Genomic DNA, 22,477 nt, shown 5'->3' on the forward strand with positions numbered 1-22,477 from the left:
GGCGGCCCGCTTACGGGACACGATTAGGAGTCGACCATGGCCGGCGCTCTGCGCAAGACAATGATCTATCTTGGGCTCGCCGACGGCGATGAGCATTACGAGCCCGAGCAAACGACCACACGTAAGGATGAGGACGAACCGATGGAAGTTGACCGCGAGGAACGCCGCGCTCCGGCGCCGGTCCGCGAAGTCAGCCGCGAGGCGTCCTACGCCCCTGAAGAGGAATACCGCGCCCCTGTGACCCCCATTAAGCGTGCGGCTTCCAGCCGCGAAGAGAACACTGGACTTCGCCAGATCACTACCATCCACCCGCGCTCCTACAACGATGCCAAGCTCATCGGTGAGAGTTTCCGGGACGGGATTCCGGTGATCATGAACGTCACGGACATGGGTGAGGCCGATGCCAAGCGCCTGGTGGACTTCTCGGCCGGACTTGTCTTTGGCCTGAGGGGAAGCATTGAGCGGGTGACCAACAAGGTGTTCCTGCTCTCACCGTCCTACGTTGAAGTGATCGGTGACGACAAGAAGGCCAGCGATACGCAGGCCAGTTTTTTCAACCAAAGCTGAGCGCAGAGGCTGCACACAGATGCCAGGCAGGGACACCTGTCTGGCATCTGTGCTGAAATAGACAAGACACCGGCAGTACGATCCCGGCCGCCACGATGGATGGGCCGCACGAACATGGAGATATGAAATAAGTCATGGGAATTGTTTTCGGACTTCTCTATCTCGCCCTGCTGCTGTTCTTTGTCGCCCTCATCATCCGCCTGGTGTTCGACTGGGTGCAGATGTTTGCCAGGGACTGGCGGCCCCGGGGCGCGGCTCTGGTGGTGGCGCACGCCGTGTATTCCATTACCGACCCGCCGCTGAAGGGCCTGCGGCGCATGATCCCGCCGCTCCGGCTCGGCGGCGTCTCCCTGGACCTGGGCTTCCTGATCCTGTTCATTGGCGTCAGCATTGCGATGAGCGTCACCAGGGGACTGGCCTGATTTACCCACCAGGGCCGGGCAATGCAAGGTGTTCCCCCGGGAACAGCTAGTGTAAAGCGAAGAAACCTCGCGTTTGACACCGCAGTGTTGAATTAGAGTAAGCAGACCAAATTTAGGTACCGTAGTTTTGACGGCCGGAAGGCCTACTGACTAACCAGACCAGTGAGGTGACCAGATGGCTTTGACGCCAGAAGACGTTGTCAACAAGCGCTTTCAGCCCACCAAGTTCCGCGAGGGCTATGACCAGGACGAGGTTGACGACTTCCTGGACGAAATCGTCGTTGAACTCCGCCGCCTGAACCAGGAAAACGACGAGCTCCGCAAGAAGCTCGCCGAAGCAGGTTCGAGTGTTCCGGCCAGCTCAGCTGCCGCCCCCGTGGTGGAGAAGGTCCCCGCGCCGGTCAAGGCCGACAAGGACGAGGCCCGTGAAAAGGCTGAGGCCGAGGCGAAGGCTGCCGAAGCCAAGAAGAAGGACATCCAGCCGGCTGCCCCGGCTGCCGCCGCACCGGCCGCCTCTGCAGGCGTGGCCACTCCTTCCGCTGAATCCGCTGCCGGCCTGCTGGCCATGGCGCAGCAGATGCACGACCGCCACGTCGCCGACGGCCAGGCCCAGAAGGACAAGATCATCGCCGAAGCGCAGATCGAAGCCAGCAGCCTCGTCAACGACGCCCAGGAGAAGTCCCGCAAGATCCTCGGCGCGCTGGAGCAGCAGCGCTCCGTCCTGGAACGCAAGGTGGAGCAGCTCCGTGGCTTCGAACGCGACTACCGTTCACGCCTGAAGGCCTACATCGAGGGCCAGCTCCGCGACCTGGATGCCCGCGGCTCCGTAGCGACCCCGGAAGTCAGCGAAGCCAACTAAGTCTGGCAGCACGTATTCTGAAAGCCGGTGGCTGAGGATTCCTCGGCCGCCGGCTTTTGGCATTGAGACCCAGCACCACGAAATTGAAAGCACCATGACTGACGAACTCGCTGCGGATGCGGCACGCCCCGTCCCACCCTCTTCGCGCCCGCGCCGGGCAGTGCTGCTGTCCCTGTTCGTCGGGTTCGCGGTTTTCGCCTACGTCCTGGACCAGCTGACCAAACTCTGGGTGACTTCCACCATGGTGGAAGGGGAGCGGATTCCTGTCCTGCCGCCCCTCCTGCACTGGTACTTCATCCGGAATTCAGGCGCGGCGTTTTCCATCGGTGAGAATGTCACGTGGGTGTTCTCCATCATCATGGCCGCAGTGGCTGTCGCCATCCTTTTCCAGGTGCGCAGACTGGGTTCCGCCTGGTGGTCCCTTGCTTTGGGCCTGCTGCTTGGCGGGGCCTTGGGCAACCTCACCGACCGGCTCTTCCGGGAACCGTCCTTCGGCATGGGGCATGTAGTGGACTTCATCCAACTGCCCAATTTCGCCATTTTCAACATCGCCGACTCGGCCGTCGTCTCGGCCGTCACCATCATCTGCATCCTGACCATCCGGGGAATCGCGCTGGACGGAATGCGGCTGGGAAACGCGCACAAGGAAAAGACCGCCCATGACTGAGCGCATTGTGGTGGCTGACGAATACGGCGGGACGCGGGCGGACGCCGGGCTGGCAGGCCTTTTGGGGGTATCCCGCTCGGTGGCCGCGTCACTGCTGGCGGACGGCCACGTCCTGAACCGGGGCAAGGCACTGGGAAAGTCGGCGAAACTCATGGCCGGGGACATCCTGGATGTCACCGTCCCGGACCGGCGTGATCCGCTGGAAGTCGTGGAGGAATTTGTGGAAGGCCTGAACATCCTGCTCGACGACGACGATTTCGTCGTTGTCGACAAACCCGTGGGCGTGGCGGCCCACCCCTCACCCGGGTGGGTGGGGCCCACAGTGGTAGGCGGACTGGCCGCCGCCGGGTACCGCATCTCCACCTCGGGTGCCCCGGAGCGGGCAGGCATCGTCCACCGCCTCGACGTCGGGACTTCCGGGGTGATGGTCGTCGCAAAGTCCGAGCGGGCCTACACAGCCCTCAAACGGGCCTTCAAGGAGCGCACGGTGGACAAGGTCTACCACGCGGTGGTGCAGGGCCTTCCCGATCCCCTGACCGGCACCATCGACGCCCCCATCGGCCGCCACCCCGGGCATGACTGGCGTTTTGCCGTCATCGAGGACGGCCGCCCCTCGATAACCCATTACGAGGTCCTGGAGGCATTCGGCAAGGCCAGCCTCGTGGAGGTCCACCTTGAAACCGGCCGGACCCACCAGATCCGGGTCCACTTCTCCGCACTCCGCCACCCCTGCGCCGGCGACCTCACGTACGGCGCCGACCCCCGCCTTGCCGCCACCCTTGGGCTTACCCGCCAGTGGCTGCACGCCCGCGCACTGTCATTCGACCACCCCGTGACGGGGGAGCGCGTCACGGTCACCAGCGACTACCCCCAGGACCTGGCTTACGCACTGGAAGTACTCGAATCGGGACAGGCCTGACACGGGCCTCCTGGCGGAGCAGCAAAGCGGCAGCGCTTAGAATGGTGCGGTGAGTTCCAGCAAAGATTCGTTTGTCCACCTGCACACCCACACCGAATATTCCATGCTGGATGGAGCTGCCCGGCTGGGGGAGCTGTTCGACGAAACCGAGCGCCTGGGCATGCCTGCCCTCGCCACGACGGACCACGGCTACCTGTTCGGTGCCTTCGATTTCTGGCGAAAGGCCACGGACAAGGGCATCAAGCCGATCATTGGCGTCGAGGCGTACGTAACCCCCGGCACCGCTCGGACGGACAAGGAACGCGTCCGGTGGGGCGACGAATCCCAGCGCAAGGACGACGTCTCCGGCGGTGGGTCCTACACCCACATGACGCTGCTGAGCTACAACAACGTGGGCATGCGGAACCTGTTCCGGGCCTCGTCCATCGCCTCGCTTGACTCGGTGTTCGGCAAGTGGCCCCGGCTGGACCGCGAACTGCTGAACACCTACTCGGAAGGGCTGATCGCCACCACCGGATGCCCCTCCGGTGAGGTCCAGACCCGGCTCCGGCTCGGCCAGTACCGCGAAGCCTTGGAAGCAGCGGCCGAATTCCGGGACATCTTCGGCGCGGACAACTACTTCTGCGAACTGATGGACCACGGGCTGGACATTGAACGGCGCGTCACCGGTGACCTGCTGCGGCTGGCCAAGGACCTGAACCTGCCGCTGGTGGCCACCAATGACCTCCACTACACCCACGAGCACGACGCCAAGGCACACGAGGCGCTGCTGGCCATCCAGTCCGGCTCCACGCTGCTGGAACCTACCTATGACAACGGCGGTTCGCGGTTCGCGTTCTCCGGCAGCGGCTACTACCTCAAATCTCCCCAGGAGATGCGGGAGCTCTTCCGCGACCACCCGGAGGCATGCGACAACACCCTGCTCATCGCCGAGCGCTGCGAGGTGTCCTTCAACACGGATGCCAACTACATGCCGCGGTTCCCCTGCCCGCCAGGCGAGGACGAAACCTCCTGGCTGGTCAAGGAAGTGGACAAGGGCCTGAAGTACCGTTACCCGGGCGGCATACCGGACGAGGTCCGCAAGCAGGCCGACTACGAGCTCGGCGTCATCACCTCCATGGGCTTCCCGGGCTACTTCCTGGTGGTTGCCGACTTCATCAACTGGGCCAAGAACAACGGCATCCGGGTGGGCCCCGGGCGTGGTTCGGGTGCAGGCTCGATGGTGGCCTACGCCATGCGCATCACCGACCTCGACCCCCTGCGCCACGGACTGATCTTCGAACGGTTCCTCAACCCGGACCGCGTCTCCATGCCCGACTTCGACGTCGACTTCGATGACCGGCGCCGTTCCGAGGTCATCGACTATGTGACCCGGAAGTACGGCGACGAGCGCGTGGCCATGATCGTCACGTACGGCACCATCAAGACCAAGCAGGCCCTCAAGGACTCCTCCCGTGTCCTTGGCTACCCCTTCAGCATGGGCGAGCAGCTGACCAAGGCACTGCCGCCGGCCGTGATGGCAAAGGACATCCCGCTGGCGGACATCCAGAACCCGGAAGCCAAGCGTTACAGCGAGGCGGGGGACTTCCGGCAGCTCATTGCCACCGACCCCGAAGCCGCCAAGGTTTTCGAGACGGCACTGGGCATTGAAGGCCTGAAGCGGCAGTGGGGCGTGCACGCGGCCGGCGTGATCATGTCCTCCGACCCGATCATCGACGTCATCCCCATCATGCGCCGTTTCCAGGACGGCCAGGTGATCACCCAGTTCGACTACCCCACGTCCGAGGGCCTTGGCCTGATCAAGATGGACTTCCTGGGCCTGCGGAACCTGACGATCATTTCCGATGCCCTTGAGAACATCAAGATGAACCGGGGCATCGAGCTGGACCTGGAAAACCTCGAGCTGGACGATGCCGAGTCCTATGAACTCCTGGCCCGCGGTGACACCCTGGGTGTCTTCCAGCTCGATGGCGGTCCCATGCGGTCGCTGCTCAAGCTCATGAAGCCTGACAACTTCGAAGACATTTCCGCCGTCCTGGCGCTCTACCGTCCGGGCCCCATGGGCGCCAACGCGCACACCGACTACGCGCTGCGCAAGAACGGGATCCAGGAAGTGATCCCCATCCATCCGGAACTCGAGGAACCCCTCAAGGAAATCCTCGGCGGCACCTATGGCCTGATTGTGTACCAGGAGCAGGTCATGGCCGTGGCCCAGAAGCTGGCAGGCTATTCCCTGGGCCAGGCAGACATCCTCCGCCGCGCCATGGGCAAGAAGAAGAAGTCCGAGCTGGACAAGCAGTTTGCGGGCTTCTCCCAGGGCATGCAGGACAACGGCTACTCCATGGAGGCCGTCAAGACCCTCTGGGACATCCTGCTGCCCTTCTCCGACTACGCCTTCAACAAGGCGCACTCCGCCGCGTACGGCGTGATCTCCTACTGGACCGCGTACCTCAAGGCGCACTATGCGCCGGAATACATGGCGGCCCTGCTGACCTCGGTGGGCGATGACAAGGACAAATCGGCAATCTACCTCAACGAGTGCCGGCGCATGGGCATCACGGTCCTTCCGCCGGACGTCAACGAGTCCGCCCTGAACTTCACTCCGGTGGGGAACGACATCCGCTTTGGCATGGGTGCCATCCGCAATGTGGGCGTCAACGCCGTCGAGGCCATGGTGGCCGCCCGCGAAAGCGAGGGCGCCTTCACCTCGTTCAAGGACTACCTGATGAAGGTGCCGGCCGTGGTCTGCAACAAGCGGACCATCGAATCCCTCATCAAGTCGGGGGCGTTCGACTCACTGGGCCACCACCGCCGTGCCCTGGCAATGATCCATGAAGAGGCGATCGACTCCGTCATCACCCTCAAGCGCAACGAGGCCATTGGCCAGTTCGACCTTTTCGCCGGATTCGAGGAAGCGGGTTCGGAGTCGTCCTCCCTGAGCATCGAGATTCCGGACCTGCCCGAGTGGGAGAAGAAGGACAAGCTCTCCTTCGAGCGGGACATGCTGGGACTCTACGTGTCGGACCACCCGCTGCAGGGCCTCGAGGGACTTCTGGCCCAGCACGCCGAGATGAGCATCACCACTATCCTGGGCGAGGACGGTCCGCAGGACGGCGCCATCATCACCATCGCGGGCATGATCACGTCGCTGAGCCGGCGCATCGCCAAAGCCAGCGGCAACGCTTACGCCCGGGCGGAGGTCGAAGACCTGGGCGGCTCGATCGAGGTCATGTTCTTCGGGCAGGTTTACGGGCCCATCGCCTCCGTCCTCGCCGAGGACCTGATCGTGGTGGTCAAGGGCCGGCTGCAGAAGCGCGACGACGGCGCCATCACCCTGAACTGCATGGAGTTGTCCGTCCCGGACCTCAGCGAAGGGCTGAACGGGCCCCTGGTGATCACCATGCCCACCCACAAGGCCACCGAGGCCGTGGTCACCGAGCTGGGCGATGTGCTGCGCACCCACCGGGGCAATTCGGAGGTGCGGCTGCACCTGCAGGGAGACACCCGCACGGAAATCATGGGCCTGCCGGTCCACCTCCGCGTCAACCCCAGCCCGTCGCTGTTCGGCGACCTGAAGGTCCTGCTGGGCCCCGCCTGCCTGGACGCCTGACAAAGGAACAGCCGACGGCGGCCGGCACCTGCCGCCGTCGTGCCCTGCCCGGGTGCGTGGCTGGGGCTGGGGGTGGGGCTGCGTGCCGCGCCTAGATTTCGTAATCCAGCGGCATGGGCTGCCCGTAGGCGCCGCCGTGGTACAGCAGGGGTGATCCCTCGCCGCCCACCTGGCCGTCCACCACCTGGACCACCACCACCGCGTTGTTCTCGAAGGAGAGCCGCATCTGCACCTCGCCGATCAGCCACCCTGCGACGTCCTTCAGAATGGGCACACCGTGCGGACCGATCTCCCAGTGGTTGCCTTCGAAGCGGTTGCCCGGGCGGGCAAAGCGGGCGGCCAGTTCCTGGTTCTCCAGCCCCAGCATGTGCACACCCAGGTACTGGGTGTTGGCCACGGCCGGCCAGGACCTTGAACTGCGTGCCATGTTGAACGTGAACCGGGGCGGCTTGGCGGACAGCGACGCCACCGAGGTGGCGGTGAAGCCGTAGGGCTCGTCCTGGTAGTTCACGGTGATGATGGCAACGCCCGCGGCGTGGCGGCGGAACATCTCCCTGAACGTCTGCTCGAACGGCTCGCTGCTGTCGGTCACCGGAACTCCTGCACTAAGTGGTGTAACTCTTCCTCCAAGCCTATTGGCCCGCGGCCGGGGCGGAGAACAGCCGCACGCACTGCGTGGCCGGATTACCTGGCAGGAACCTTTGTTAAGGTGTGATGCATGACAAACTCCGCACGGCGGCTGCCCTGGTCCCTGCTGCTGGTTCCGGCGGCGGCCGGAATTCCGGCAGGCATCCTGTGGTGGCTCCTGGCGCCGGGCGGATTGAACCTGGTTACACGGGATCCCGCCCTGGCGTCGGGCACGGTTCCCCTGGTGTGGCTTCCGCGCGACCTCACCCTGGCAGGGATCCTGGTGCTGGCCGGTTGCCTCCTGGCCGTGTTCCTGGCGGATGGCAGGCGTGCGGACCCGCAGGCGGCCCTGCTGACCGGCCTTGCCGGAGCGCTGGCAGGCAGTGTACTCGCCTGGGGGACCGGGGTTTTTGCAGGCCGGCTCTTGGGACCTGCTGTTGATGCGTCGGCGAACGCCAGCATCGCCTTTTCCCTCCGGGCGTGGCCGGTGCTGCTGCTGTGGCCTGCCGCCACGGCAATGTCGGTCTTCGTGCTGGAACTGTTCGGCGGGGCGGGCAGGAAGCCCCGGGAGAAGGGGACGGAACAGGCAGGCGCGAACGGCCCCGTAAAATAGTCCGGTGACCACTTTCCCGGAGTTTCCCGCCCCCGCGGCAGCCGCCGTCGATTTCCGCACCGTCGACCTTCGCGGCCGCAACCTGACGCTCGCAGCCCTGCGCGCCGCCGTTCCCCGGGCCAAGGGCCAGACCGTGGCGGATGCCGAAGAAAAGGTCCTGGAGATCATCTCCGCCGTCCGGCAGCGCGGCTTTGCGGCGCTGGCGGACTTGGCGGAAAGGTTCGACGGCGTGGCCCAGGGCCACCCGCTGGTCCCCAGGGAGGCGATTGACGCAGCGCTGGCCCAGTTGGAACCGGAGGTGCGGGCCGCGCTGGAGGAATCGATCAGCCGGGCACGGAAATTCGCTGACGCCCAGCGCCCCCGCAACGTGGACGTCGAACTTGGCGACGGCGCCGTGGTCAGCCAGAACTGGGTCCCCGTGGCGCGGGTGGGGCTGTACGTTCCCGGCGGCCTTGCCGTGTATCCGTCATCGGTGATCATGAACGTCGTGCCCGCACTCGCGGCAGGCGTGGAATCCGTTGCCCTGGCCTCACCGCCGCAGAAGGAGTTCGGCGGCCTGCCGCACCCCACCATCCTGGCCGCAGCGGCGCTGCTGGGCGTCACCGAGGTCTATGCCATCGGCGGTGCGCAGGCCATCGCCGCCTTCGCGTACGGCGTCGAAGCCTCACCGGCCGGTCCCGCGCTGGAGCCCGTCGATGTGGTGACAGGGCCCGGGAACATCTTCGTCGCCACGGCCAAACGGCTGGTCAAGGGCGTTGTCGGAATCGACTCCGAGGCGGGAACCACGGAAATCGCCATCCTGGCCGACGACTCCGCCCAGCCGGCGCTGGTTGCCGCAGACCTGCTCAGCCAGGCCGAGCACGATCCCAAGGCCGCATCGGTCCTGATCACCGATTCGGAAGAGCTGGCCGCGGCCGTGCGCGCTGAACTGGAGCTTCAGGCCGCTGCAACCAAACACTCGGCGAGGGTCCGGGAGGCGCTGTCCGGCCCGCAGTCCGGCGTCGTGCTGGTGGACGGACTGGAGCAGGGGATCGCTGCCTGCGACGCCTACGCCGCCGAGCACCTGGAAATCATGACCCGCGATGCCGCAGCCGTGGCTGCACGGATCCGCAATGCGGGGGCAATCTTCGTCGGCGACTACAGCCCGGTGAGCCTGGGCGACTACTGCGCAGGCTCCAACCACGTGCTGCCCACCAGCGGCACCGCTGCCTTTTCGTCGGGCCTGAACGTCACCACCTTCCTGCGCGCCATCCAGGTGGTCAACTACAGCCGGGAAGCCCTGGCAGAGGTCAGCGGGCACATCGTGAGCCTGTCCCGGGCCGAGGACCTTCCGGCCCACGGCGACGCCGTCACGGCGCGGTTCCCCGGCCAGGGGTGACACCACTACATGTAGTAATTACAGGATTGTTATTACCCCACATGTGCCCGTAAACTGGGAGGCGCCACAGCATTGCCCCCGGCGGTGCTGATGGCTTCCAAGGAATCTTGCACACCACAAGCGAAAAGGGGGGAACGACATGTACTGCCCGTTCTGCCGCAACCCCGATTCCCGCGTGGTGGACAGTCGGATGGCGGATGACGGTTCAGCCATCCGCCGGCGCCGGCAGTGCCCCGAATGCGGCCGCCGGTTCACCACCGTGGAAACAACCAGCCTCTCCGTGATCAAGCGGTCCGGGGTGGGCGAACCCTTCAGCCGCAGCAAGGTCATCAACGGAGTCCGCAAGGCCTGCCAGGGCCGCCCCGTGAGCGAGGATGACCTCGCCATGCTGGCCCAGGAAGTCGAAGAACAAATCCGGGCGTCCGGTGCAGCCGAAATTGACGCCCACGAGGTGGGCCTGGTGATCCTTGGACCACTGCAGAAACTCGACAAGGTGGCGTACCTGCGCTTTGCCAGCGTGTACCAGGCGTTCGAGTCCCTTGAGGATTTCGAAACTGCTATCGCCCTGCTCCGCCACGAGGCCGAAGAGGACGCCAAAGGCCCGGCCGGCAACGCCAAGAGCTCCGAGAAGAGCCCCCTCTAGACTCCGGTGGCGGCAGCGGAGGGGAAGCCGCAGCCGCCACCGGCACCACTCCTACTTGGCCAGCTTGTGCTTCAGGGCGATTTCCAGGGCGGCGCCCACGATGCCTGCCTCGTTGCGCAGGACAGCCGGGACAATCGGGGTGCGGAGCTTGAGGTTGGGTAGGTACTCGTCCGCGCGCTTCGAGATTCCGCCGCCCACGATGAACAGTTCCGGCGAGAACAGGAACTCCACGTGGGAGAAGTAGCGCTGAAGCAGCACACTGTACTCGTCCCATGACAGCCCGTCCCGTTCCCGGGCCACAGCGGATGCCTTGGATTCGGCGTCGAAGCCGTCAATTTCAAGGTGGCCCAGCTCGGCGTTGGGGACCAGTTTGCCGTCGAAGATGAAGGCCGAACCGATGCCTGTACCGAGGGTGATGACCAGGACCGTGCCGGACACGCCGGCGCCGGCACCGTAGCGTGCTTCGGCCAGGCCGGCGGCGTCGGCGTCGTTGATGACCTCCACGGGACGGCCCAGCCGCGCGGTAAGGAGGGCATCGATGTCGGTGTCCAGCCAGCTCTTGTCCACGTTGGCGGCCGAATGGACCACGCCGTGCTGGATGATCCCCGGGAACGTCACGCCCACGGGAGAGCCGGCTTCAGGAGCCTCGGGGCGCGCAGAAAGCTCGGCCACCACCAGGGCCACGGCCTCGGCCACAGCCTCCGGGGTGGCGGGCTGGGGCGTGGGCACACGGAAGCGCTCACCCAGGAGCTTGCCCTTCTTCAGGTCGACAATGCCGCCCTTGATGCCCGTGCCACCGATGTCGATGCCGATCAGCGGTGCGTTCTTGTGCGGTTTTTCGTCCTTCTTGGCCAATGGGATTCCGTTCGTGTGACAGGGGCGGGCAGGAAAAGGGGCCGCTTGCGCGGCCGGTAACAGGTGTCCGGTCTGCGCCGGCAGCATGCCCGTGCGGGCATGGCCGGGTTACGGGAGGGTGAGGATTTCGGCGCCGGTCTCGGTGACCAGCAGGGTGTGCTCGAACTGTGCGGTGCGCCGACGGTCCCGGGTGACCACGGTCCAGTCGTCGCTCCACATGTCCCACTCCACGGTGCCCAGGGTGAGCATCGGTTCGATGGTGAACACCATGCCGGCCTCGATCACCGTGTTGTACGCAGGCGCGGCATCATAGTGCGGAATGATCAGCCCGGTGTGGAATGCCTCGCCAACCCCGTGGCCGGTGAAGTCGCGCACCACGCCGTAGCCGAACCGCTTGGCGTAGGACTGGATGGCACGGCCAATGACGTTGATCTCGCGTCCGGGCGCCACGGCCTTGATGGCGCGGTTCAGCGACTCCCTGGTGCGCTCCACCAGCAGCCGTGATTCCTCGTCAACGTCCCCCACCAGGAAGGTGAAGTTCGTGTCGCCGTGGACGCCGTTGATGTAGGCAGTGATGTCGATGTTCAGGATGTCGCCGTCCTGGACCACCGTGCTGTCCGGAATGCCATGGCAAATGACCTCGTTCAAGGACGAGCAGAGCGATTTGGGGAATCCGCGGTAACCGAGCGTGGACGGGTAGGCGTTGTGGTCCAGCAGGAACTCATGGCCCACCTTGTCCAGCTCATCCGTGGTGACGCCCGGCTGGATGTGCCTGCCCACTTCAACGATGGCCTGGGCCGCGATCCTGCTGGCAATCCGGATCTTCTCGATGGTCTCCGCGGATTTGACCTCGGAACCGGTGAACTTTGCCGGGGCGGGCTTGCCGACATACTCCGGACGGGGGATGGACGCCGGGACGGGACGCTGCGGACTCACGGTACCCGGGGTCAGGGTGCCAATGGGTGCAGTCGAGGCAAGGGAAGGCATAGATTGATCATATAAGGCACCACAGAACGCCTAACAACCGACAAGCGGCGGAGGGCACGCGTAAGTGTTTGTGTTACGTGGATCACCCCCGGCTTTCCCTGTCGCCGGAACGAGGAGCAACGATGACTGAGTACTGGTTCAACATCAAGACCCACGAGGTGGAAGAGGACCGGATGTCGGACTGGAGCCAGCTCATTGGGCCCTACCAGACCCGGGCGGAAGCCGAACACGCCCTGGAAAAGGTCAAAGCGCGCAACGAGGCCTGGGAAAAGGGCGACGACGACTGACCCGTTGGGTGCGTCCGGCCGCGCTGCAGCCGGCTTACCCGGGCGGGTTTAGAACGAGTGCTCCGGGCCGGGGAACTGGCCTGACCGGACGTCCTCGCCATAGGCGGTGGCGGCGTCGAGCAATGTGCTGCGCAGGTCCGCGTACTGCTTGACGAACTTGGCCATCCGGCCGCCCCGCAGGCCGGCCATGTCCTGCCACACGAGCACCTGGCCGGTCGTCGCCTTGCCGGCACCGATGCCAACCGTGGGAACGCTCACTGCCGCGTCGACCGCCGCCGCTGTTTCGGCAGGGACCATCTCCATCAGCACGCAGAATGCCCCGGCGTCCGCCAGCGCGACGGCGTCGTCAATCAGGCGCCGGGCATCGTCGCCGCGGCCCTGGACACGGTACCCGCCCAGGGCGTGTTCGCTTTGGGGGGTGAAGCCGATATGGGCCATGACCGGAATGCCTGCCTGCACCATGGCCCGGACCGTTGGAGCGTAGTACTTCCCGCCCTCGATCTTCACGGCGTGGGCCAGCCCTTCCTTCAGGAAACGGACACCGGCGGCCACGGCCTGTTCGGCGCTGACCTCGTAGCTGCCGAACGGAAGGTCCGCCACCACCAGGGCGCGTTTGGCGGTCCTGGCGACGGCCCGGCACAGGGGGAGCAGCTCGTCCACGGTCACCGGAAGGCTGGTCTCGTTGCCGAACACGTTGTTCGACGCCGAATCGCCAACCAGGAGCACCTCGATGCCGGCTGCGTCAAAGATCTCGGCCGTGTATTGCTCGTACGCGGTAAGCATGGCGAACTTGGTGCCGTCGTTCTTGGCCTGCTGCAGGTGGTGGATGCGGACCTTTGCCGGCTTCCGTTCCGCCGGGGCCGGGGCCGCAGCCGCGGCCGGTGTGCCCGGGCCGCTTCCGTAAGGTGCGGGTACTTCTGCGGACGCGCTGGAGTCGGAGCTGTTGCTGGAGGCCATGGGATGAGCGTAGTGCGGTACCCGGCGTCCTAGCTACCGCGGGCGGCGCCGGTCAAAGGTGATTAGCGTCATAGCGGCGCTTTGGACGGGTGCCAAAGGGCGCTGGAGACCCGGGCGGGGGGCGGCCTGGGCGGCCGAACAGGTTAATGCTGTGTTACGCACGGCGCAGGCTCAAGCATCGGCGCCGAATGATTAGTACAGTGATGATGAACTGCTGCCGGCTTTCCCCTTTGCGCGGGCCCCGGAGCATGAACGTTGACCGGAGAAGAGGCCATCATGGACCGCCAGCAAGAATTTGTCCTGCGCACGATCGAAGAGCGCGACGTACGTTTCGTGCGGCTGTGGTTCACCGACGTCGTGGGTTCGCTGAAGTCCGTGGCGCTGGCGCCGGCGGAAGTCGAGGGAGCGTTCGAGGAAGGCCTCGGCTTCGACGGTTCCTCCATTGAGGGCCTGGCCCGCGTCTTCGAATCGGACATGCTGCTGCAGCCGGACCCGGCAACCTTCCAGATCCTGCCGTGGCGCGGCGAGACGGAGCAGACCTCACGCATGTTCTGCGACATCCTGACTCCCGACGGCGAGCCCTCCACCGCTGATCCACGCAACGTCCTCAAGCGGACCCTTGCCAAGGCCGCGGACATGGGCTTCACCTGCTACACGCATCCCGAGATCGAGTTCTACCTGCTCAAGTCCCAGGAGCCGGGTCCGGACGGCGCACCCGTGCCGGTGGATGAGGGCGGCTACTTCGACCACGTTCCCGGCGGCGTGGCCCAGGACTTCCGCCGCACCGCCGTCACCATGCTGGAATCGGTGGGAATCTCGGTGGAGTTCAGCCATCACGAAGGCGGTCCCGGCCAGAACGAGATCGACCTTCGCTACGCCGACGCACTGCAGACCGCGGACAACATCATGACGTTCCGCACGGTCATCAAGGAGGTGGCCCTGCAGCAGGGAACCTACGCCACCTTCATGCCCAAGCCGTTCACCGACCACCCCGGTTCCGGAATGCATACGCACTTCTCGCTGTTCGAGGGGGACAGCAATGCGTTCTTCGAGGCAGGTGCCGAGTTCCAGCTGTCCAAGACGGCCCGCCAGTTCATTGCCGGCATCCTCAAGCACGCCCCCGAGTTCACGGCAGTCACCAACCAGTTCGTCAACTCCTACAAGCGCCTGTGGGGCGGCGGCGAGGCTCCCAGCTACCTGAGCTGGGGGCATAACAACCGTTCCGCCCTGGTCCGCGTGCCGCTGTACAAGCCGGGCAAGGGCCAGTCCGCCCGCATCGAGTACCGCGGCATCGATTCCGCGGCCAACCCCTACCTTGCCTATGCCGTCCTGCTCGGTGCAGGGCTGAAGGGCATTGAGGAAGGCTACGAGCTGCCGGCAGCCGCTGAGGACGACGTCTGGTCGCTCAGCTCGGCCGAGCGCCGCGCCATGGGCCACGATCCGCTGCCGGCAAGCCTGCACGACGCCATCCGCTCCATGGAGGACTCGGAGCTGATGCCGCAGATCCTGGGCGAGCAGGTCTACGAGCACTTCCTGCGCAACAAGCGCGCCGAATGGCAGGACTACCGGCTGCAGGTGACGCCCTACGAGCTGCAGCGCAACCTCGGCATCCTCTAGGTGCCAGGCGTGAGCCTGGCACGCCGCCTGATCGCGGCCGGATTCAGCGACCTGGAGAAGGGCGAACGGTTCCTTTCCGCGCGCGAACTCGAGGGCCTGGACCAGGACAGGCTCTTTGCCGGGCTGCACCTTGCGGCCAGTCCGGATACCGCGCTGCAGTCCCTGGTCCGGCTGATCGAAAAGCACCCGCAGCTGCGGGAGCTGGCGGACGCCGAGCCGGAGGCCAGCGAACCGATGTACCGGGTCCTGGGGGCCTCGGAGGCTTTGGGGGAGTTCCTCATCCGGCACCCCGAGCACCTGGAGGCCTTCGAGGTCCGCGCCAGTCCCGAGCCACTGCCGGCCAACCCGGGGCTGTTGCGCGCCACGCTCCTGCAATCCGTGGGGGCCGACCCCCGGGCGGCCCGTCCCGTGGCCGCCGTTACCGGCGTGGACGCCTATGCCGCCCTGCGCACCGCCTACCGGCGGGGACTTGTCGATCTCGCCGTCAAGGACCTGTGCGCCGCGGATCCGCTGGACTTCCTGCCATCGGTGGGCGGTGAACTGGCGGACCTTGCTGCTGCCGCCATCGAGGCTGCCCTCGCCGTCTCCCGGGCCGAGGCCGCGGAGCAGCACAGCGCTGCCGATGTGGCCGACGTCGGCCTTGCGGTGATCGGTATGGGCAAGTGCGGCGCCCGGGAGCTGAACTACATCTCCGACGTCGACGTCATCTACGTGGTGGACGCCGGCAGCCTGGAGGACGCCCACGCCAACACCATCGGCACGGCATTGGCGAGCGGGATCTCGCGGGCCATTTCATCAGTGGCCAGGGAGCCGGGACTTTGGGAGGTGGACGCGAACCTGCGGCCCGAAGGCAAATCGGGGCCGCTGGTCCGCACCCTCGCCTCCCACGAGACGTACTACGCCAGGTGGGCGGAAAGCTGGGAATTCCAGGCGCTCCTCAAAGCCCGTGCCATCGCCGGTGACGCCGCCCTGGGCCGCGCCTACGAGGACGCCGTGGCGCCGCTGATCTGGAGCTCGGCCGGCCGCGAGGGCTTTGTCGAGTCCGTCCAGGCGATGCGCCGCCGGGTCACCGAGCACATCCCGGCCGCCGAGGAGCAGCGCCAGATCAAGCTGGGGCGGGGCGGCCTGCGTGACGTCGAATTCACCGTCCAGCTGCTCCAGCTGGTGCACGGCAAGGCGGATGAGACATTACGACGGCGGGACACCACCTCCGCGATCGCCGCGCTGTCAGCCGGAGGGTACATCGGCCGTTCCGACGCTGCCGCCTTCGACAACGCCTACCGCTACCTCCGGCTGCTGGAACACCGGATCCAGCTGTTCCAGCTGCGCCGCACCCACCTGATGCCCGTGGCGGAGCCTGCGCTGCGCTCACTGGCCAAAGCCGTGCTGGGCCCCTTCTCCAACGAGCGGCCCAGCCCGGACTCCCTGTTGTCCGCATGGCAGCGCACCAAGCGTTCCGTCCGTGAACTGCACGAGCGCATCTTCTACCGGCCGCTGCTGAACACCGCGGCCAAGCTCAGCAGCGAGGACGCCAGGCTCACGCCCGAGGCAGCGCAGGGACGGCTGGCTGCCCTCGGCTACCGGGACCCCCAGGGGGCAATGCGCCACATTGAGGCGTTGACGGCCGGGGTAAGCCGCCGGGCCGCCCTGCAGCGCCAGCTCCTGCCCATCCTGCTGGACTGGCTCGCGGAAGGCGTGGACCCGGATGCCGGCCTTCTTGCTTTCCGCCGCGTCAGCGAGGCCTTGGGCACCACGCACTGGTACTTGGGCATGCTCCGGGACTCCAACGCCGCGGCCGAGCGCCTGTGCCACATGCTCTCCAATTCGCGGCTGATCGCAGACCTCCTGGAAGTTTCGCCGGAATCCGTCGCCTGGTTGGGACAGGACAAGGACCTGGTGCCGCTGGGCTTCGAGGCCCAGTGGCAGGAAATCACCGCGAAGATGGCACGGCACGCGGACCCGGAAAGCGCCATGCGCCTGATCCGCCTGATCCGGCGGCGCGAAATCCTGCGCATCGCTATCGCTGATTCCGCCGGCCTCCTGGACCAGGAACGGGTAGGCGGGGCGTTGGCCGACACGGACCGCGCCGCCGTCCTGGGTGCCCTGCGGGTGGCAGAAGGCATTGTCTCCGCCGGCGGCCCGCTCAAGACCACGGTGCTGGTGGTGGCCATGGGCCGCCAGGGCGGCCGCGAGATCGGCTACGGGTCCGACGCCGACGTCATGTACGTCCACCGCGCACTGCCGGGCTTCTCCGAAGCGGAGGCGCAGGAACAGGCCGCCCGCATCGTTGCCAAGGTATCCAGCCTGCTCACGCAGCCGCTGAAGCCTGCCATCATGGCGGAACGTGTCCTGCAGATGGACGCCGACCTCAGGCCCGAGGGCAAGAACGGGGCCATGGTGCGCTCCCTGGACTCGTTCGCCGAGTACTACCGCCGCTGGTCCCTGATCTGGGAAGCGCAGGCCCTGCTGCGGGCACGCCCCATGGCCGGCGACGACGCCCTGGCCGCTGACTTCATCAGGCTCATCGATCCCATCCGGTACCCGGAGTCCGTCTCGGAGCAGGACGTGCGCGAAATCAGGCGCGTCAAGGCGCGGGTTGAGTCCGAACGGCTGCCGCGCGGCGCCGACCCCGCACGCCACCTCAAACTGGGCCGCGGCGGCCTCAGCGACGTCGAGTGGCTGGTGCAGCTGCTGCAGCTCCAGCACGCCGGGAAGCATCCGGAGCTCCGGACCACCTCCACCCTGGAGGCCCTGGCAGCCGCGGCGGAACTGGGCCTGTTGGACGGCGCCGATGCCCGGCTCCTCGCCGAGGCCTGGCGGCTTGCCAGCCGTATCCGGTCAGCCAATGTCATCTGGAGCGGCAAGGCCTCGGACGTCCTGCCCTCCTCGCGCCGCGATCTCGAGGCTGTGGCCCGCTGGTGCGGCTATGAACCGGGCCGCGCCGCCGCGCTGGAGGAGGACTACCTAAGGGTGAGCCGCCGGGCCAGGGCAGTCTTTGAACGCCTCTTCTATGGGCACTGAACCAGCGCCGTGGGTCTGGCTGGTCCCGCTGCGGGACCTTGATTCGGACGCCCGCGCCATCCAGCTGGGCGCCATCGCGGAAATGTCGCTGGTGCCGGGCCAGGACCGCTTCGTCGGCGACCCGCTGCGGATGGCCCTTGCGGGACTGGAGGAAGAATCACGACGGCCGTACGTGGTCGAGGCCGGAGGCAGCGCCGTCGGCCTGTTGACCCTGCAGTCCGGGGCGGCAACGCTTGCAGGCTGGCCTGACGACCACTCAGCATGGCTGCTGCGCGGGTTCCTCATCGACCGGCCCCACCAGGGCAGGGGCCTGGGCACGCTCGCTGCCGCCGCCGCTGTGGAGGCCGGACGCAAGCTCACCGCGTGGCACCAAACTGGCGAGTCCGGCGTCGTACTGTCCGTCAACCAGGAAAACCCTGCGGGCCTGTCCGCCTACCGCCGCGCCGGCTTCGTCGACTCGGGACCGTATACCGGCGGGCCGGCAGGGCCCCAACGAACCATGTTCCGCAGCTTTTCGGCAACGGTACCGGCGTAACTCTCCGTACCGGCATTGCGCTTAGCAAGCGTTTGCCCGATCATGTGGATTGGCGGTGTTCTCCAACCTTGTTGGGGGGAAGGCTGGACAGTCTTCGTTCCGGGGGGCATTCGTCAGGGGGGCCGGCTCCCGGTCTCAGCACGTCTGGAGCCGGGCCCCCACCTAACAGCTGCCGCCCGTGCCACTGAAGGAACGGGCAACGCAAAAGGCGGCCACCGGTTCATCACCGGTGGCCGCCTTTTACTGTTCAGGATTCCTGCTGGGCAGGGCTGGAACTAGACGCCGTAGTAGAGCTCGAACTCGTAGGGGTTCGGGCGCAGGGACAGCGGGCGGATCTCGTTTTCGTACTTGTACTCGATCCAGGTGTCAATCAGGTCCTGGGTGAAGACGCCACCGGCCTGCAGGAACTCGTTGTCCTCGCGCAGGGCCTCCAGTGCTTCCTCCAGGGTGCCCGGAGCCTTGGGGATGTCCTTGGCTTCCTCGGCAGGGAGCTCGTAGAGGTCCTTGTCGATCGGAGCCGGCGGCTCGATGCGGTTGCGGATGCCGTCAATGCCGGCCATCAGCTGCGCAGCGAACGCCAGGTACGGGTTGGAGGAGGGGTCCGGAGCGCGGAACTCGATGCGCTTGGCCTTCGGGTTGGAACCGGTGATGGGGATACGGATACCGGCAGAGCGGTTGCCCTGGGAGTACACCATGTTGACCGGAGCCTCGAAGCCCTTGACCAGGCGGCGGTAGGAGTTCACCGTGGGGTTGGTGAAGGCCAGGACGGCGGAGGCGTGCTTGAGCAGGCCACCGATGTACCAGCGGGCGGTGTCGGACAGGCCGGCGTAGCCCTTCTCGTCGTAGAACAGCGGCTCGCCACCGTTCCAGAGCGACTGGTGGCAGTGCATGCCGGAGCCGTTGTCACCGAAGACCGGCTTCGGCATGAAGGTGACCGACTTGCCCCACGCGTCAGCGGTGTTCTTGATGACGTACTTGAACTTCTGCAGGTCATCCGCAGCGTGGGTCAGGGTGGTGAACTTGTAGTTGATCTCAGCCTGGCCGGCGGAGCCAACTTCGTGGTGGCTGCGCTCGACCTCGAGGCCGGCTTCGTCCAGGGCAACACACATGGCGTCGCGCAGGTCAGCCTGCTTGTCCTGGGGAGCAACCGGGAAGTAACCGCCCTTGACGGCCGTCTTGTAGCCGAGGTTGCCGCCTTCTTCCTCGCGGCCGGTGTTCCAGTAGGCTTCCTCGGAATCGATCTTGTAGAAGCTGCCCTGCGGGGAGGACTGGTACTGGACGTTGTCGAACACGAAGAACTCAGCTTCGGGGGCGAAGAACGCGGTGTCGGCGATGCCGGTGGAAGCCAGGTAGGCCTCAGCCTTCTCGGCTACGCCGCGGGGATCGCGGTGGTACGGGTCTCCGGTGCGCGGGTTGACGATCGAGAAGTTCAGCGCGAGGGTCTTCTCCATGCGGAAGGTGTCCAGGAACGCGGTGGTGACGTCCGGGATCAGCTGCATGTCAGATTCGGCGATGCCCTGGAAGCCACGGATGGAGGAACCGTCGAAGAGCTGGCCGTTGACGAAGAAATCAGCGTCAACACTCTTGGCGGGGACGTTGAAGTGCTGCTGGACGCCCGGAAGATCGGTGAAGCGGATATCGACGAACTTTACATCTTCGTCCTTGATGAACTTGAGGACTTCGTCCGCAGTCTTGAACATCTATGCTCCTAACGCATATGTAAATATCTGGCATGCAAGCCACATGATCCAGCGCAATCCAAAAGCAGGGAGAACGCGGGGTTTTCCCTGCTGCGTACCTGCCGGGGGATTGCTTGAAACTGCTAACAGACTATGGATGCGGCATTTCCCGTCCGTGTCCGCTTTGTTTCGGGCAGGTTACAGAATGCCCTGCTATGACCACGCTATCTTCCGTCCACACTGTGGTCGAGTCCTATCCACACTGTGGGCGCGCCGCCGTGCCGGGGATCGGTAAGCTTGGACGGTGGTAGATCGCAAAGACATTGGGTCCTGGCTCAGCGGACCGGACACCTCCGGTATTTCCAAATATCCGGGGGAGCGGCTGGGCCTTCCGGAGTCCGGTCCGGGCTCCATTGCCCGGGCGGGCCGCAGGATCGCAGCAATCTGCATCGACTGGGGGATCGCCCTGCTGATCAGCAACTTTGCCTTTGCCGGTGACTCCTGGGCCACCCTGGCGGTCTTCGCGATTGAGCAGATCCTGCTGGTGGGAACACTCGGATACAGCATCGGGCACCGGGTTATGGGCATCGCCGTGGTGAAGCCGGGAGGCGGCACCCCCGGACCCCTTGCGGCCCTGGTGAGGGCCGTGCTGCTCTGCCTGGTCATCCCCGCCGTGATCTTCGATCCGGATCAGCGCGGCCTTCACGACAAGGCAATGAACACGCTCCTCATCCGCCGCTGAGCACCGCGTGCCCCTTCTGCGCGTCCGCCGATTTCCTTAGCCGTTCACTTTCCGGTCCTTGCGCTGCCGGCGGAAGGCCGGCGCGTTGGTGATGACCACGCCGCCGATCACGATGGCGCCGCCCACCAGTTGCGCCGCTGTATGGACGTGCCCGGCGAGGATGGTGAGGACTGCTGTGAAGACCGTGATGAGGTTGAGGAACACCCCTGCGCCACCGGCGGGCAGGACCGTCAGGGCGCGGTTCCAGAGCAGGTAGGACAGCACCGACGGGAAGACGGCGATAAACAGCAGGGACGCCAGCGCGCTGCCGGTTGAGGGGAGGGCCAGTCCGCCTGTCAGGAAGCGGACCGGGGCCAGCAGGGCCACCGCTGCCGCTGCCTGGACAGCTGTGGCCGTGATCGGCGGGATTTTGGGGGCCAGGCGGCCGATGACTGTGTACGCCGTCCAGACAACCACGGCGCCCACCATCAGGACTTCGCCGGTCCCGAAACCGGCGGAGAGCAGCCTGCCGGCATCCCCTCCGCTGATCACGATCAGGACGCCGGCCATGGCCATCAGGACGCCGGCGACCGACAACGGTGTCAGCCGTTCGCGCAGGAAAACGGCGGCAGCCAGCGTGATGAGAGCGGGATTGAAGGCGTTGATCAGCGAGGCGTTGAACGCATCGGTGTGCTGCAGGGCGACATACAGCAGGAGGTTGTAGCCGAGCAGCCCGCACACGCTGAGCGCGAGAAGCCACGGCCAGGCGGCCAGGACCGACCGCCAGTCTGGCCGCTCCACAAGCCGGGCTATCACCAGCAGCGGCACCAGTGCGATGGCCCAGCGCAGGAGAACCAGGCTCAGGGGTTCAATGCTTTGGACGGCGCCCGCACCCACCACATAGTTGCCGGCCCAGAACAGCGTCGCCCCCAGGAGGGAGAGGACCGCGACCATTCGCTTACGGCCCTGGGCGCGTGGGGAGGACGGCCCTCCCTTGGCTGACGGCTGTGCCTGCAGTCCTGCATCAGAGGAGTCCACGGTCAGTGATGCGTCCGCCTACGCCCGGCTGGACGCAAGTTCAGCGGCAGGCGCTTCCGCCCCCGGGGCGCTGAGGAAACCGCGCCGTCCGGCCCAGCGCTCAAAAAGGAGGGTGGCGAACGGGAAGACGGCGGAGACGCCCGCCAGCAGAGCCACCATGAAGGGCCAGCGCTGCACCCGCCACAGCATCAGCGCGGCAACCCCATAGCCGACAAACAGCGCGCCGTGCACAGGTCCCGCCACCTGGACGCCAAGCTCAGTGGTTCCGGCGATCCATTTGAAGTACATCCCGGCCAGGAGCGCGGCCCAACTGCAGGCCTCGGCCACTGCGAGGATACGGAAGGCGCGGATGACGGTTGTCCTCGGGTTCATGGTCACGTCCTGTCATGGGTGGATGTCTGGGTCCGGCAGTGGGGGAAGGGGTGCGCCGTTAAGGCGCGCAGGCGGTTTAGGCTAGCGGTTCGGGCAAGCGGTT

Annotated in this window: 21 protein-coding genes; 14 read left to right on the forward strand and 7 right to left on the reverse strand. The window is 66.0% G+C overall.

Annotated elements, in window-relative coordinates:
- Positions 1 to 36: 36 nt before the first annotated feature.
- The 6 genes from sepF (at position 37) to dnaE (ending at position 7,044) form a co-directional block, all read left to right on the forward strand.
- Positions 37 to 567, forward strand: coding sequence for a cell division protein SepF (gene sepF, locus LDO86_RS07965; RefSeq protein WP_018771526.1), 531 nt, complete (start codon positions 37 to 39; stop codon positions 565 to 567).
- A 134-nt stretch (positions 568 to 701) separates the two neighbouring features.
- Positions 702 to 989, forward strand: a complete 288-nt coding sequence (locus tag LDO86_RS07970; protein ID WP_018771527.1) for a YggT family protein — start codon at positions 702 to 704, stop codon at positions 987 to 989.
- Between the two features lie 175 nt (positions 990 to 1,164).
- Complete coding sequence (locus tag LDO86_RS07975) at positions 1,165 to 1,848, forward strand: DivIVA domain-containing protein (RefSeq protein WP_018771528.1); 684 nt, start codon at positions 1,165 to 1,167, stop codon at positions 1,846 to 1,848.
- A gap of 94 nt (positions 1,849 to 1,942) precedes the next feature.
- Positions 1,943 to 2,515, forward strand: a complete 573-nt coding sequence (lspA, locus tag LDO86_RS07980) for a signal peptidase II (RefSeq protein WP_018771529.1) — start codon at positions 1,943 to 1,945, stop codon at positions 2,513 to 2,515.
- The gene (locus tag LDO86_RS07985) at positions 2,508 to 3,434 is read left to right on the forward strand and encodes an RluA family pseudouridine synthase (protein WP_018771530.1); all 927 of its coding nucleotides are present in this window, start codon (positions 2,508 to 2,510) and stop codon (positions 3,432 to 3,434) included. Before lspA ends, LDO86_RS07985 begins: the two co-directional genes overlap by 8 nt.
- Before the next feature lie 49 nt (positions 3,435 to 3,483).
- Positions 3,484 to 7,044, forward strand: a complete 3,561-nt coding sequence (gene dnaE / locus LDO86_RS07990) for a DNA polymerase III subunit alpha (protein WP_018771531.1) — start codon at positions 3,484 to 3,486, stop codon at positions 7,042 to 7,044.
- A gap of 91 nt (positions 7,045 to 7,135) precedes the next feature.
- On the opposite strand, the gene LDO86_RS07995 is transcribed toward dnaE, so the two are convergent.
- Complete coding sequence (locus tag LDO86_RS07995; protein WP_018771532.1) at positions 7,136 to 7,636, reverse strand: flavin reductase family protein; 501 nt, start codon at positions 7,634 to 7,636, stop codon at positions 7,136 to 7,138.
- Positions 7,637 to 7,762: 126 nt separating this feature from the next.
- On the opposite strand from LDO86_RS07995, the gene LDO86_RS08000 reads away from it, so the two are divergent.
- From LDO86_RS08000 to nrdR, 3 genes are all read left to right on the forward strand, one after another.
- A complete protein-coding gene (locus LDO86_RS08000; protein ID WP_018771533.1) occupies positions 7,763 to 8,284 on the forward strand; it encodes a hypothetical protein in 522 nt (173 codons plus the stop codon).
- A 4-nt stretch (positions 8,285 to 8,288) separates the two neighbouring features.
- Complete coding sequence (hisD, locus tag LDO86_RS08005) at positions 8,289 to 9,662, forward strand: histidinol dehydrogenase (RefSeq protein ID WP_018771534.1); 1,374 nt, start codon at positions 8,289 to 8,291, stop codon at positions 9,660 to 9,662.
- A gap of 139 nt (positions 9,663 to 9,801) precedes the next feature.
- The gene (nrdR, locus tag LDO86_RS08010) at positions 9,802 to 10,305 is read left to right on the forward strand and encodes a transcriptional regulator NrdR (RefSeq protein ID WP_018771535.1); all 504 of its coding nucleotides are present in this window, start codon (positions 9,802 to 9,804) and stop codon (positions 10,303 to 10,305) included.
- Positions 10,306 to 10,356: 51 nt separating this feature from the next.
- Here the strand turns inward: nrdR and LDO86_RS08015 are convergent, their stop codons facing one another.
- Both LDO86_RS08015 and map read right to left on the reverse strand, forming a co-directional pair.
- The gene (locus tag LDO86_RS08015; protein WP_018771536.1) at positions 10,357 to 11,160 is read right to left on the reverse strand and encodes a polyphosphate--glucose phosphotransferase; all 804 of its coding nucleotides are present in this window, start codon (positions 11,158 to 11,160) and stop codon (positions 10,357 to 10,359) included.
- Between the two features lie 108 nt (positions 11,161 to 11,268).
- Positions 11,269 to 12,147, reverse strand: a complete 879-nt coding sequence (gene map, locus LDO86_RS08020; RefSeq protein ID WP_018771537.1) for a type I methionyl aminopeptidase — start codon at positions 12,145 to 12,147, stop codon at positions 11,269 to 11,271.
- 122 nt (positions 12,148 to 12,269) lie between these two features.
- Between map and LDO86_RS08025 the strand changes: the two genes are divergently transcribed.
- Positions 12,270 to 12,434 (forward strand): hypothetical protein, encoded by a 165-nt coding sequence (locus LDO86_RS08025; protein WP_018771538.1) that lies wholly within the window; start codon positions 12,270 to 12,272, stop codon positions 12,432 to 12,434.
- A gap of 48 nt (positions 12,435 to 12,482) precedes the next feature.
- On the opposite strand, the gene panB is transcribed toward LDO86_RS08025, so the two are convergent.
- Positions 12,483 to 13,391 carry a 3-methyl-2-oxobutanoate hydroxymethyltransferase gene (gene panB / locus LDO86_RS08030; RefSeq protein ID WP_018771539.1) on the reverse strand — a complete coding sequence of 303 codons (909 nt, stop codon included), beginning with the start codon at positions 13,389 to 13,391 and terminating at the stop codon, positions 12,483 to 12,485.
- Positions 13,392 to 13,667: 276 nt separating this feature from the next.
- Here panB and glnA (LDO86_RS08035) point away from each other — a divergent pair, with 276 nt between their 5' ends.
- Genes glnA (LDO86_RS08035) through LDO86_RS08045 form a run of 3 tightly spaced genes read left to right on the forward strand, consistent with a single transcriptional unit; the run spans position 13,668 to position 18,564 of the window.
- Complete coding sequence (glnA, locus tag LDO86_RS08035; RefSeq protein ID WP_026266112.1) at positions 13,668 to 15,008, forward strand: type I glutamate--ammonia ligase; 1,341 nt, start codon at positions 13,668 to 13,670, stop codon at positions 15,006 to 15,008.
- Positions 15,009 to 15,017: 9 nt separating this feature from the next.
- A complete protein-coding gene (locus LDO86_RS08040; protein WP_018771541.1) occupies positions 15,018 to 18,029 on the forward strand; it encodes a bifunctional [glutamine synthetase] adenylyltransferase/[glutamine synthetase]-adenylyl-L-tyrosine phosphorylase in 3,012 nt (1,003 codons plus the stop codon).
- Positions 18,019 to 18,564: a GNAT family N-acetyltransferase gene (locus LDO86_RS08045; RefSeq protein WP_018771542.1), complete on the forward strand. Its 546-nt coding sequence runs from the start codon at positions 18,019 to 18,021 to the stop codon at positions 18,562 to 18,564. Before LDO86_RS08040 ends, LDO86_RS08045 begins: the two co-directional genes overlap by 11 nt.
- A 275-nt stretch (positions 18,565 to 18,839) precedes the next feature.
- Here LDO86_RS08045 and glnA (LDO86_RS08050) read toward each other — a convergent pair whose 3' ends face one another.
- The gene (gene glnA / locus LDO86_RS08050) at positions 18,840 to 20,264 is read right to left on the reverse strand and encodes a type I glutamate--ammonia ligase (protein ID WP_018771543.1); all 1,425 of its coding nucleotides are present in this window, start codon (positions 20,262 to 20,264) and stop codon (positions 18,840 to 18,842) included.
- A 283-nt stretch (positions 20,265 to 20,547) separates the two neighbouring features.
- On the opposite strand from glnA (LDO86_RS08050), the gene LDO86_RS08055 reads away from it, so the two are divergent.
- Entirely contained in the window at positions 20,548 to 20,985 is a 438-nt protein-coding gene (locus LDO86_RS08055) for an RDD family protein (protein WP_018771544.1), read from the forward strand.
- A gap of 36 nt (positions 20,986 to 21,021) precedes the next feature.
- Here the strand turns inward: LDO86_RS08055 and LDO86_RS08060 are convergent, their stop codons facing one another.
- Together LDO86_RS08060 and LDO86_RS08065 are read right to left on the reverse strand one after the other, a co-directional pair.
- Positions 21,022 to 21,918: a DMT family transporter gene (locus LDO86_RS08060; protein ID WP_018771545.1), complete on the reverse strand. Its 897-nt coding sequence runs from the start codon at positions 21,916 to 21,918 to the stop codon at positions 21,022 to 21,024.
- 102 nt (positions 21,919 to 22,020) lie between these two features.
- Positions 22,021 to 22,374 (reverse strand): DUF3817 domain-containing protein, encoded by a 354-nt coding sequence (locus LDO86_RS08065; RefSeq protein ID WP_018771546.1) that lies wholly within the window; start codon positions 22,372 to 22,374, stop codon positions 22,021 to 22,023.
- Positions 22,375 to 22,477: the final 103 nt, after the last annotated feature.

Origin of the sequence: Arthrobacter sp. StoSoilB19 (assembly GCF_019977275.1) — a bacterium.
GTDB lineage: Bacteria > Actinomycetota > Actinomycetes > Actinomycetales > Micrococcaceae > Arthrobacter.